This is a genomic window from Lapidilactobacillus wuchangensis (genome assembly GCF_003946645.1).
Classification (GTDB): Bacteria; Bacillota; Bacilli; order Lactobacillales; family Lactobacillaceae; genus Lapidilactobacillus; species Lapidilactobacillus wuchangensis.
The window spans coordinates 169,692-183,411 of the sequence record NZ_RHOU01000001.1 but is presented as its reverse complement, the minus strand read 5'-3'; the positions used below and the strand labels follow the sequence as shown (position 1 = coordinate 183,411).

General features: G+C 42.9%; 6 protein-coding genes. All 6 read right to left on the bottom strand.

Going from position 1 to position 13,720, the window contains the following annotated elements:
• Positions 1–179: 179 nt before the first annotated feature.
• On the bottom strand, positions 180–797 hold the full coding sequence (locus EKM82_RS00755) for a DnaD domain-containing protein (RefSeq protein ID WP_125766424.1): 618 nt from the start codon (positions 795–797) through the stop codon (positions 180–182).
• 87 nt (positions 798–884) lie between these two features.
• Positions 885–2,183 (bottom strand): asparagine--tRNA ligase, encoded by a 1,299-nt coding sequence (gene asnS, locus EKM82_RS00750; RefSeq protein WP_125766423.1) that lies wholly within the window; start codon positions 2,181–2,183, stop codon positions 885–887.
• Positions 2,184–2,201: 18 nt separating this feature from the next.
• Positions 2,202–2,675 carry a cell wall elongation regulator TseB-like domain-containing protein gene (locus EKM82_RS00745; RefSeq protein WP_125766422.1) on the bottom strand — a complete coding sequence of 158 codons (474 nt, stop codon included), beginning with the start codon at positions 2,673–2,675 and terminating at the stop codon, positions 2,202–2,204.
• An 836-nt stretch (positions 2,676–3,511) separates the two neighbouring features.
• Entirely contained in the window at positions 3,512–6,277 is a 2,766-nt protein-coding gene (locus EKM82_RS00740) for a helicase C-terminal domain-containing protein (protein WP_164508026.1), read from the bottom strand.
• A gap of 36 nt (positions 6,278–6,313) precedes the next feature.
• Positions 6,314–10,105, bottom strand: coding sequence for a helicase-exonuclease AddAB subunit AddA (gene addA, locus EKM82_RS00735; RefSeq protein WP_125766420.1), 3,792 nt, complete (start codon positions 10,103–10,105; stop codon positions 6,314–6,316).
• Positions 10,098–13,667, bottom strand: coding sequence for a PD-(D/E)XK nuclease family protein (locus tag EKM82_RS00730; protein ID WP_225419632.1), 3,570 nt, complete (start codon positions 13,665–13,667; stop codon positions 10,098–10,100). The genes addA and EKM82_RS00730 overlap by 8 nt, the downstream gene beginning before the upstream one ends.
• Between the last annotated feature and the right edge of the window lie 53 nt (positions 13,668–13,720).

The window sequence follows — 13,720 nt, the reverse complement described above, 5'->3', positions numbered from 1 at the left end:
ATTACGTCTGACTCTGTTCCGGGCTGCTTGGCGTGGAACGCGGCTGACGCCAAGATTCCTCCACGCCGTCTGGAATTGAGTTACCACACTTTATTATGGTTAATCCTTAAGTCGAAGTTGGCGGGTTCAGTCAATTTGATTCGATTTTGTATTGAATTAAATAACTCGACTGAAACAGCCTAAAATTTCTGTTTATAGCGTTCTAAATCGGCACTGTTCTTAATATTCCGGCGTTGCCAATCCAGCAAGATTCGATCCAAATACTTAAAGGACCGCGCATCGCTTAAGACAGCTTCGCGCAATGCCAATCGAATGATTTCAACGCTGTAATGGTCCTGATTTAACCAGCTATCGATTGTTTCGAATTCAATTGGTGAGAGCGTCCGGCCAAATTCAACTTCAAATTCCTTATACAATTGACTGATCTGGGCCTGTTCAGTTTGAAATTGATCAACCCGATTTTGTTGCTGGTGTAATTCAGTTAATTTAGTGAAGAATGGCGTGACATCGTATTGATCATGATGTTGCCCGTCTTGTTCAAAAGCTGTGACTGCCAAAAAATTATTTTTAACTAATTCTTGCAAGGTTTGATACACTTGCGTTACTGGTCGCCGAACAACTTTGGCCAGTTGCTCGGGACTGGGAAATTTTTCATTTAACTGTCGAAACTTAATAATTTGCAAAAAAATTGCCAATTGATGATCGTCCATGCCCAATAAGGCGTAATGATCGAGAATCAAGTTGGCAATTGCTGTTTGCGGCGTTCCGACTAAATCATTCAAAGTGAATTCACTCATTAGTCGTCAGTCCTTTACTTCTTTGGTAACAATAGATTATTTAATTTAAGCTGCACAACCAGGACCACTATTCAATGGTAAAACCGATTATGGTTCAATCCGGTTGATCATTCGTGGGAATGGAATCGCTTCGCGCAAGTGATCTAAGTGACAGATCCACGTAATCGCCCGTTCGAAACCAAGGCCGAAGCCAGAATGTGGGGTGCTACCGAACTTACGCAAGTCAAGATACCAGTCATAGTCTTTTTCATCTAAGCCAGCATCTAAAATACGTTGTCGTAAAACGTCATAGTCAGTTTCCCGCTCAGAACCACCGATGATTTCACCATAGCCTTCTGGCGCTAACATATCGGCACAAAGATAAACATCATCACGATCTGGTGCTTTCTTCATATAGAATGGCTTGATCTTCGTTGGATAATTCATGACGAAAACTGGTTGTTCAAATTGATCAGAAATGTAAGTCTCTTCTGGTGCGCCGAAATCGTCGCCCCACTTCACATCAAAGTTGGCTTTTTGCAACATTTCAATAGCTTCATCATAAGAAATCCGCGGATATGGTGTCTTGGTGTATTTCTTCAATAACTCAACATCACGATCCAGGATACTCAATTCATAGGCACAATTGTCAATAACACTTTGCACCAAGTAAGCAATATATTTCTCTTGAACTTCGAGGCTTTCATCTTGATGAGTGAAGGCCATTTCTGGTTCAATCATCCAGAATTCCGTTAAATGACGACGCGTCTTTGATTTTTCAGCTCGGAAAGTTGGGCCGAAGGAGAAGACCCGACCAAAAGCTTGAGCGCCAGCTTCCATATATAATTGACCACTTTGGCTTAAATAAGCATCTTGGTCGAAATAATCAATATGGAATAATTCCGTGGTGCCTTCTGGGGCCGAACCAGTTAAAATTGGTGGATCAATCTTAATGAAATCTTCTTTGTTGAAGAATTCGTAAGTGGCGCGAATCATTTCATTACGGATTTGCATAATCGCAAATGGCCGCTTAGAACGTAACCATAAGTGACGATGATCCAATAAGAATTCGATTCCGTGATCTTTCGGAGTAATTGGGTATTCTTCACTACCACCAACTAATTCCAGATCACTCACTTCAATTTCATAACCGAAATGAGAACGGTCATCTTGATGAATCACCCCAGTAACCCAGAAACTGCTCTCTTGATGCAATTCTTTGGCTAAAGCAAAAACTTCTTCACTCACGTTATTTTTAACGACAACACCTTGGAAAAAGGCACTCCCATCACGTAATTGTAAGAAAGAAATTTTACCACTAGAACGTTTATCAGTTAACCAAACGCCAATTTTGACCTCTTCGTTAACATGATCTTTTGCTTGATTGATGCGAATTTGCTGTACCATTCCCACTGAACTCCCAACTTATAAATTATCAATTAAATCCACAGTCTTACCTGTATAAAAATCTAACAGCCGATAACTTAAATGACCGTTACTTTTCTTAACCGCAACTTCCCAAACCGGGTCGCCACCATCAAGGCCCAAACTAATCCCATAAATCTTAGCGGGTTGATACCGTTGTTTAACAATTGACCGCACTTGATTTTGACTCAAGCCTTTACTGCCAGACAACATTTTGATTTTACCAGTCTTGCCATTAACGATGACATAAGTCAGCTTTTGCTGCTTGTTATAACCATTAACCGCATAATAAGTCTGCTGGCGCTGATACATTGAAAAATTATCAACATCAGTTAAGCCAGCTTTTTTCGCAATAGCAACAGTTTGCTGGCGAGCACTAATTCGTGGCATTGACGCCATCAAATAGAAGCCGCAGAAAACCAAAACAACTGCTAAAATACTGAACCATATTATTCTTCTACGTCTACGCGTCATGTCTAACTCCTTATTAGTTCCCTATAAATTATACCGAAAAAACACCAAGTTGTGAAGAGCGGCGAGTTTGTGGATTTACTCAAAACCGGATAGCTCTTTTCAAGAACAATCTGTGAAGACTTTGAAAACAGAATTTGTTCTGACTCTGTTCCGGGCTGCTTGGCGTGGAACGCTGCCGGCATTGATTTGAGCTTATTGCTTTGCAACAATCTCAAATACAAGCCTTGTTCTAAGTGGCACAGCCACTAAGAACAATTTGGCGGCTGACGCCAAGATCCCTCCACGCCGTCTGGAATTGAGACGGTTCATTTCACAGTTGTTAGTGATAAGGGCAATTGTACTAGAACTAATCAACTTAACTTGAATTGCAGTAACAATTGAATAGTAGATGAAAAATTTATTTGCCATTTTCTAGTTTTAAATTCAGAAAGATTGTCAAACTAGCCTATGACTTTACATGAATCTGTTTTTCAAATTAGTGGTGCTGAATTCTGTTGGTTTAATCTCGGCAGGGGCCCAGCGATTGGCGTCAATGTAAGAGTGTGACGCAAGGTGGTTAGGCTCTGAGCATTAAGATATCACTAGTGATTGTCCGACAGACAATTGCTAGTGATACCTTAAGCGGAAGAGACTACCTTGCAGAACACGTTTGGTGAAATTATTCTTGCCGCTTTAGCGGTTAGAATAAGGCTTGTATTTGAGATTGTTGCGCTAGCAATAAGCTCAAATCAACGCCCACCATGTTCCACGTCCCCTAAATCGCTGGTCCCCTGCTGTCCTCAACTAGGGAGCGACTTAAACCCAATCCTCAAACACTAATTCAGGCCAATCTTAAATCATTTTTCTTGGTAAAAATCATGAATATGTTGTGGTAAAACTTGGTTGTCTAAAGTTAACAACGACAACTCCTGAGGAAAAGCCTGTTGGATTTCACTGGCGTAACTACTATGAGCCACACGTTCATCTAGCAGCAGCACAATACCTCGATCGGTCTCAGTCCGAATCAACCGACCAAAGCCTTGCTTCAACTTTAAAATGGCCCGCGGTAATGTATCCGCATAAAATGGTGATTGCCCACCAGCAGTCATTTGACTTTGGCGATAATTAGTCATCGGGTTTTTAGGTGACTCGAAAGGAATTCGCGTAATGATCAAGAGCGATAGTTGTTCTCCAGGAAAGTCGACCCCTTCCCAGAAACTTTGTGAGCCTAGTAGGACGCCGTGATGCGCGAAGCGGAACCGTTTCGCAATTTTATCATTACTACCAGTCACACCTTGAGCAAATAATTCGCGTTGATTACCTACTAGTGGTTGCAAAGCATAATAGACATTTTTAACACTGGCTAATGAATTAAAGAGAATCATCGTCTGCTGAGTGGTTGCTTGTAAAATTGGCAAGATTGTCTTGGCCAACCAGCGATCATAATCAGCCCCATTTTCAGATGGCGAATAAGTGGTTGTCGGCAATAATAATTCGGCTTTATTGGCATAATCAAATGGCGAAGCTAACTGCAACGTCGTCACTTGATCACTAGTCAAATTCAACTGGCGTAAAAAGTAGTCGAACTTCTGACCGACCGCCAATGAGGCTCCAGTATAGAGCTGGGCGGGAAATTGTTGATCAAGTTCCTCGCGCAACTGTTCATGAGTTTTTGCCAACCAATTAAAGCGATAAGAAATGCCATCATCATCAACATCCAAGTAAAAACCAAAACTGGCAAAAACAGGATTTTGTAGATGATCACGAGCGGCAATTAAATAACCTAAACTGGACTCCAGTTGATTATTTAATAACTGCCAATGATTCACCCGTTGCTGCGTAGGACCGCTCACTTGACCACGGTCAAAAGCTGATTCAACTGGCAAGCACCGCTCCAAATAATGATCTAATTGACTGATCGTCGCGGTTAGCGCTTGTTGCAATTTTTGCCGCGTTTGTTTGGGGGCCAAATCTAAATAGACTGGTTGGGTAATGAAATTCTGCCCCACTAATAAAATAATTTGATCGTTTAAATCTTGCAAAGCTTCCGTGAATTGGTCCAATTGATGCTGACAAGTACTGAGTTGATAATAATATGGCGTTAACGCTGGCTCAATATCAGCATTGTCCAACAAATAATGGCAGATTTCACTGACTTGGCGAGACCATTGAGCCAACTTCATGGTTGAGAAATAATGGCGGGAACTTCGGGTCAAATCATCGGCAAAATGCTGCGCCTCATCAATTACTAAAATCGACTGTTCCCGAGTAAAATCACTTAAATGTTGTGCCAAATAAGCATTATTAGTTAACACAATTGCTGCACTGGCCGCGTCTTCTTGCACCCGTCGCCAGAAATCAACTTGATAATAACGATTTCCTGGTGACAAGGTTGGCAAATGATTGATGCTTTGGAAAAAGGCCGTTTCATAATTGGTCAATTGTAATTCGTCTAAATCACCAGTTCTAGTCTGGGTCAACCAAACTAAAATTCGCATTTCATTAATGACGGTGCCACGATTTTGCTGGCCCACGCGTAAATAATTTGCAAAGCGACTTAAATCCAAATAATGGGTGGCACTTTTCAAGACCACGCTACTGAAATTGGTTGCTCGTAGATCATTTAACATTGGCAGTGCTTGCCGCTTTAACTGGCTTTGCAGCACTGTTGTCGGCGTAGTGATCACGATCCGTCTAGCCGGTGTGGCTGTCAATTGATAAGACAACGGCAATAAATAGCCTAATGATTTACCAATGCCCGTTGGTGCTTCAACAACTAACTTTTGTGATTGCGCCCCACGATCTTTCGTGGTCAACTGTTGCTCAATAAAGTCCATCATCTTAAACTGAGCTGCTCGTGGTTTCAGTAAATGGCCCCACCGCTGGGTTTTTTGGGCCGCGGTTTGCGGGTAAGCTTGTAATTGTCGATATTCCAAAGTTGCGTCGGCTCTGGGCTCGCGCCTTAAAACAAAGGGGCCAATTTGTTGCAAATAATTAGGTAAGCTTAACTGTTGATTCTGCTGATAGGCTTCTTGGAAAACTTGGCCAGTTTGCAAACTTAAGCTCTGACTTAAGCGAGCTAATTGCTTCAGTAACGGCCCCGGCATTTGTTTGACTCGTTTCAATAACAACCGCAGAATTTTGGCCGTGGCAATCGCATCACTGTCAGCTTGATGAGGATGGCGATGGACGATATTCAAATAAGTACTTAGATCCTGCAAACGATAACTAGGCGCTTGGGGCAACATAATCTGCGCTAGCTCCACAGTATCAATGGCCGCTACTGTTAATGGTGGCAAACCACAATTTTTGAATTCTTCATTGAGAAATGGCAAATCGAAATTGACGTTATGGGCCACGAAAATTTTATCGGATAATAAATCATGTAAGGTCGGTGCCACCTCAGCAAAAGTTGGTGATGTTTTCAGGATGGCCGGATCAATTTTTGTTAATTCAATAATTTCTTTGGGAACGGGACGTAAAGGATTGATCGTCAAGGAAATGTGCTCACTGATTTTTTGATCAGTAATAATGGCACAGCCAAACTGAATAATATGATGATTGGCATGACGCTGAGTGCCTGTCGTTTCTAAATCAACGACGGCATAAGTTTTTCCTGACAAAATACGCCACTCCTTTCTAGACCCGGTTTTAAATTTCTATAATTCGACCAATTGATTGGCACTCAGGAAATAAAGGAATTTATGGGTCACTGGTTGTTGCAAAATATTGCTTAGTGCTTGGCCATAAAGATTGATTTGACCACGGTAACGTTCAGTTAATTGGGCTAAACGTTGAGTTTTCTGAGCAGCGGAAATGCTGTCAGTTTTATAATCAAACAAAGTCACCCCGTTAGGCCCGATTAAGTACCCATCCATAATACCATGAACCAGTAAATTTGAAACGCTGGGCTCGTCCGGCATTTCGAAAATAGCTTGGGCAGGCAACAATAATGAAAATGGCACTTCGCGAGCAACTTGATTGACTGGATCCTGAAGCGCTTGTCCTAACTCACTGCCAAAGAAATTCTGAACCTCAGGCAAATCGATTTTGGCCGCCACCGCTGCTTCCAACAAACCTTGGTCAACTAAACTTTGCCGTAAAGCTGATAAGTAATCAATCGTCATCGCCTGACTTAAGTCAACGCGCTGCAACAGCAAATGCGTCGCCGTACCAATTTGGGCGCCAGTAATCGTTTGGTCTGCCATTAAAAACTTGGGTTTAGGTAAATCATCGTTCAAATAACGGCCATTGACCGTGGTTATTGCGGCGGCAGCTGAATCCCGCTTGACGTTACCAGTTGCTAACGGTAGAAAACTAAGCTGAAATTGATCAGGATCAGCAAAAGCTTGCTTAATTTCAGAAACAGACTGATAAGCCGTGGTTTGGGTGGCAGTCTGATAAGGATATTGAAAATTAAATAATTGCTCAATCGTCGTTTGTAACTTAGCATCAACCGCCGATGTTGGCTCGCTGGCCTTAGCCGCAGGTGGTGCTGCCACTGGTGCCTCAATTAAATCAGCTAACTGATAAAGATGAATCAAATACTGGGCTTGGTTGGTTTTGACTTGCTGAGTTGCTGCCACATCAGGAACAGTCTCAGTGCCAACTACTTTTAAAGCGGGCGACCGTAAAACTGCTGGCAAAATCATTTGCAGAAAACTGTTCAGTTTATCAGATTGCCGTAATCGCAATGGTAATAAAGTTGTAGGAGCATCCCCATCAGTCAGTTGATACTTGTCCAGATCTCGTTCCCAATCGCTTACCGCGCCGACTAACAGCAGTTTCTGCTTGGCTCGCGTCATCGCCACGTAAAGTTTCCGCATTTCTTCAGCAATTAACGCCTGCTGATGCTGACGCCGCACAAAACTATTGATCAGCGTCGGATATTTCACTCGCTGCTCTAGATCCAAATATTTCGTTCCCAGTCCATACTGACCGTCGAGAATTAATTTCCGCTGGGTTAAATCCAACATATTAAAACGATGATCAATATCGAAAATAAAGACAATCGGAAATTCCAATCCTTTACTACCATGAATCGTCATCAATTGCACTGCGTCCTGATCAGCGGTGCCGACCTGGGCTTGAGCCAAATCTTGGTCATGTTGTTGCATCTGCTCAATAAAATCAATAAATTGCGACAAGCCTTTAAAACTGGTTTGTTCATAACTAAAAGCCCGTTGATATAAGGCTTGCAAATTAAGCGAGCGCTGCAGACCGCCAGGCATCCCGCCAACATAATCCAAATAACCAGTGGTTTGATAAATATGCCAAATTAATTCCGCAATACTATGTTGAACCGCATATTCCCGCAGACCTTGGAGTTGGGCCAACAATTTAGTGACTTTATTTTGTAATTCTGGTGCCACTTCAACCTCAGTAGTGACAACTTGGCGTAAGGCATGATAAAAATTCCCGGTCTTAGTTAAACTGCGGACCGCCGCCAAATCATTTTCATCAAAGCTAGCAATTGGTGAGCGCAACACAGTGACCAGCGGAATATCCTGCTCGGGATTATTAATGATTCGTAATAAAGCCAGCATGATTTGAATTTCCGTCGTTTGAAAGAAGTCATTGGCATCTTTAACAAAAATCGGAATCTGCAAAGTTTGAAATTGACTGACAATTTCCAAATTATTCTGGCGTGTTGGCACTAAAATTGCGAAGTCGCTATACGTGGCCGGCCGCTTTTGCCCTTCACTGCCATGACTACCCCGCTGATAAACTTGATAACCCTGCTCAACCATTTGTTTGAGGCGCAAGCCCATTAGGCGAATCGTGGCTAATTTTTTATCCTGGCTAGCGGCTAATTCATTATTAGCAAACTCCGGCGTCTCTGTGGTTATGGCTGCCGCACTCTTTTGATCATAGAGTAATAACTCGGTAGTGGTTTCTAGATCGCTGGGATAATCAGTGGCCCCAGTGACGAGTTGGGCGTCTTGATCATAATCTAATTCGGCAAAGTCATGATGCATGATTTGTTGAAAAATAAAATTCGTACTGTGATTAATATTCGCCGTCGAACGGAAATTTTCGGCTAAAATAATCCGTTCCCCAGGATGGTCGGCGGCTTTAAACTGTTGATATTTTTCCAAAAACTTGCTGGGGTCGGCCTGCCGGAAACCGTAAATCGACTGTTTAACATCACCAACCATAAATAAGTTGCCTGGTTGACGCTGGGCCACGGCTTGTAAAATAGCCTCCTGCAAGGGATTAATATCCTGATATTCATCAACTAATACTTCATGAAATTGTTGCTGGTAATAATTGCGCACGGGATAACCCGTTTCATCTTGCCAAGTGAGTAATTGCCAAGTCAACTGTTCCAAGTCACTGAAATCTAGGGCTTTTAACCGTTGCTTCTCGGCTTGGTAAGCGGTCATGAATTCTTGGGTGATTCGGGTTAACGTGGCCAAAATTTTGGCCGTCGCTTGTTGACCGTGAATCAATAAGGCTTCATCAGCGAAGAAGAAATCATCAACCAATGGCTGCTGACATTCCTTTTTCAATCGCTCCAGCAAATCTTTAACAGCTTGACGTTGCGGTAATTCAGTGGCATATAATTCTTTGTTGGCCTTACTCCGCCCCTTAAGCTCGAACTGGGCTGGAAACGCCAAATCAGTTAGCACCGTTTTGAAATCGGCATAGCTAGCTGCTGGTAAATTCAAACAATGCTGGGTCAATTGTAAGTCTTGCTCAATCAGCGTCACTAATTGCTCAGCGTTACTAATTTGATCTGTGGCCGTCAGCAACGCCCGTAAATTATCCTGAATTTGTTGAACTTGTTCCCGAAAATAAGGCCGTAACCATTGTTGAAAATAATGATTGTCAGCTAACTGATCACCGGTTTGATAATCAGTGGCAATTTGCGCCAGCCAGGCCTGACTATTAGGCCGCGCCACCGCGAATTGGTACAACTGAAAAACTGTTTCCGCCAGTCCTTGATCAGACCGATCGCTACCAAATTGATCAGCCAACGCAAAGAAATCAGGATCATCTAAATCATAATAATGATCCCGAATATTCTGCCAAACTTTCTCCATTAATAATTCGTGTTCGGTTTGATCAGTTAACAAGCGAAAACTAGGATCTAGCTGTAGCACATAATAGAATTTACGAATAACTTGCAGACAGAAGGCATGCAGTGTGCTGATTTGGGCACTACCAAGTAAATTCAGCTGTTGCCGTAAAAATTGAATCTGTTGGGCTTCACTGGCGTTAGCCAGTTGATTTTCAATGGCTTGGCGAATCCGACCACGCATTTCAGCGGCAGCGGCGTCAGTAAAGGTCACCACTAACAGTCGATCTAGATTAATGCCAGCGAGAACTTCGTTAATGATCCGTTCAACCAAGACCGTGGTTTTGCCAGAGCCAGCCGATGCTGAAACCAGAATATCGTGGCCATGATGTTCAATTGCCGCCTGTTGCGCTGGTGTGAAATCAGTCATGCTGCTGTTCCTCCTCTAATTTATTGAAGACTTCTTTTTTATCTAAACTATTTAATTGACGATAACGATTCTCAGGGAGCATGGCATCAAACATCATGATCGTCTTGAAATCACTATACTGGAGGCCAGTTTCTTTACTGCTTAAGCGATATGGCGTCAAACTCAGCTTCCCAGAAAAAATTTCAGTAGCTGCTTGGGTCAATAAACGTTGATTATGTGCTAGAAGTTGCTGTAATTCCGTTGGCGTAATGCCCACATTATTAGTCGCCATTTTGTAAGTTTTCTTTGACTTCAAATAATTGATCGGATACAACCAGGACTTCTGTTCGATTGCCTGAGGATCAAGGGCGCCTAAATAATCAGAACTAGCCGCACTGTCAGCCGCATCAACCAATAAACCTTGATAACGATGTTGATCGAGAATTTCCTGCAATACATTCATTTGATTTTGATATTTAACCGGCGTGTCACCTAAATGCAGATAAAATGCGCCCGCTGGTTGGGTTTTCGTAAGTTGCAACTGTGGTAAATTGTTGGCGACACTTTGAAGATAAGTCAATAGCTGCAGTGACAAGCCATAATAAGCCATCGTGTAATCAAATTTCTTTTGGCCAGACTTGTAGTCAATCACTTGATAGTATTGCTCATCACCAATTTGGGCCAAATCAATCCGATCGATTTTCCCACGAACCGACAGTTTTTCTTGATCTGGCAATTGAATCTCGATTCCAGTCAAACCAGATTGGCCAGCAATCACCCCAAATTGAACCTCAGTTTTAAACGGCTGAAAAATCGTATGCTTAGCCTGTTCGCTGATCACTTGGGTCATGAAGGCACTGGTTTTGGTCAAGCGCCGGGCATAGTAGTGCATTTGGCCGGGGCCATTAAGCATTTGGTATGGTGCCGCCGCTAATAACTCACTGGTGATTTGTTGATTCAATGCTGCCAATTCATTAGGCGTCAAATTCGCCAATTTTAACTGTTGTTGGGCAATCGTCTTAATGAAATGATCCAAATAATCATGGAAAAACGTTCCCGTATCGGCACTATTTAATTGGTATAGCTGCCGTGGTCGCAACTTCAAACCGAACTGCAAGAAATATTCATAAGGATTGCGATAATAAGTTTCCAGCTGTGAAACCGAACTGTATAAATGCTGGCCATAAAGTCCCGTGACGTTTTCTGGTGACAAATTCACCGGTTGATTGCGATAAGTTAAACTCGTTTGCAACCAACGGTAAAAGTCTTGCTCAGGCCCCGTCGTTAAACCATCCACCACCCACTGCCAAGCAGCCGGTAATGCCTTCCCTTGATCTTTTAATTGCCGGGCTAGCAACAGTACTTGACCACTGACCGCTCGTTTAGAAGCGGCAAAACCCAAAATTTGTTCAGCTTGATTGGCCGCGACTAAGGGCGGATATTCCCGCATTAAAGTCGGCTGGCCTAAATTAAAGTACTGTTGGATGCGTTGGACATAAGGTGAGATTTCATTATTATCGCCGGCACTATTCGTACTAGGATAACTAAAGATCAAGCGCTCACTGCCACTGAAAAAAACGGTACCATATTGCAACGGTAAATCAATCGCGCTTTCAGCAGTTGTTGGCTGTAATTGTGGGCCAGCCGTCTGGTCAGTTACCTGATTGATCAGGGCCCGCTCTTGGTCGTCAATTAATTGTTGTGATTGCCGTTGTTGGGGCATATTTTCTCGAGTGGCCCCTAAAACAATCGTAATGCGGTGATCTTGGTTTTGAACCATCCCCATTTCTGAGACTAGGACCGCATCCAGAGTTGCTGGAATCTGGGCAAATTCAGTATTGTCAAAACCGGCATTCAGTAAATCAGTAAACAGCGCCAAGTCAAAGTCGCGCTCACCCCAGACCGTGACGTAATCGTCTAATAAATCCACAAAAGCCTGATAAGTTTGTTGCGGGCGTTGAGCCAAAACTAAATCATGAGTCGCCAAACTGTCTTGTTCCCATTGTTGCAGTTGTTTTAAGACGCCCCACTGTTCAAGAAATTGGTACAAAGCCGTGGCAAAATCGCGGCCATTGGTTAAGCCACTCACTTTTTGGCGCCACTGCCCTAATGTTTGCGCCACAAATTGATGCAAGCTTTCAATGGCTGCTAATTGATCTTGCTGCAGTGGTGTTAAGTCGTCATCTGCCGCCGCGACTTTTTGATAAGGTCCTTGGAAATGCCACGGCTTAGTTTTGAACCATTGCTCTGGGCGAATACCATAAGCAATCGCGTAATTTTCCAACAAGTCAAGCTGCTCGCGAAAATCCGGCGTCGCCAAATTAGCTGGTTGTAATAATTCAGTTCGCAACCAGGTGAATAAGTCAGTTATTTGGAAATTGCCTTGGCTTAACTGCAATAACGATCGCATAAAGACCACAAAGGGATGATTGGCCATCAGCGTTTGTAAGTCGTTAAAATAAGCAATTTCATTTTGGCGAAATAAAGCTTCGATTGTCGCTGTGTACTGGGATAAATCATCAGCCACCACTAAAAAATCACGGTAACGATAATGCTGCAACGCCACTAACTCACGAATATAGTTGGCCACTGCCCGCACTTCACTAGTAATTGAAGTCGCTTGCCAAACTTGCAAGTTAGTCCGGTGCTTCAGTTTCGGCGCTGGCGGCAAAGTCGTGCCATTCGTTGACCCAATCCAAAAATCCTCGACAGCTGCTAATTCAGGGCTTAATCGCGATTCGGTAGCTGGCAACAGATTTTCAGCCGGTAATTCCGCCAAATCGTCAACGCCTAATTGTGCCAAAGTCTGATAAGAGCTATGGAAATAATAATTTTCGGTCGTGTCATGAACAGTTGTGGGCAGATAGAGGGTTAAATAAATTTGCGCCTGTTGCTGTGCCAAAGCTCTGATCAGCGCTAATTGTTGCTGATTAAAGTGAGAGAAACCAGTCAAGTAAATAAAATACTGCTTAAATTGCCGTTGTTTCACTTGGTCAATTAAATAAGCCATTAATTGTTCGTTAGTCACGAAATTTTGACCGATTTCGGTTTGGTAATGATCATAAATAAATGTTAACTCTTGTAATTTAGCAGTTGTGGATGCTGGCACGTCCTGAAGCCCTAATTGCTGGGTAATCGTGGTTAACTCTGCCACAGTAAAATCACCCTGGCTTAATTCAGTTAACTGCTTGCCTAATTGCTCCAAAAAACCAATTCGCCGACGTTCACCAAAGAAAATCGGCAATTCAGCCTGATGGGCATTCAACAAGTCACTGAGCAGCATGGCTTGGGTGGCCGCTGATAATTGCGGCTGATTATAGTAAGGATCATCTCGCAAGAAATACCACAACAACCGGGAAAATGATAGAATTTGTAAACGACTACTAGCAATGATGCCACTGGCACTTAATTGCGGATCACTGGCACCTAAGGCCGCTAGAATCTGGACTTCACTGTTAAACTTAATGTGGTTGGGCACTAAACAAATGAATTGAGCTTGAGGATTGGCCTGATAATCCTGACCAATTTGTTGATACAAACGCGCCCGTACATCATCTTGTTGACGACCATAAATCACTTTCATCAAGGGCCACATCCTTTCTTTCCTATTGAATATTTTAGCATAATTAAACCTCG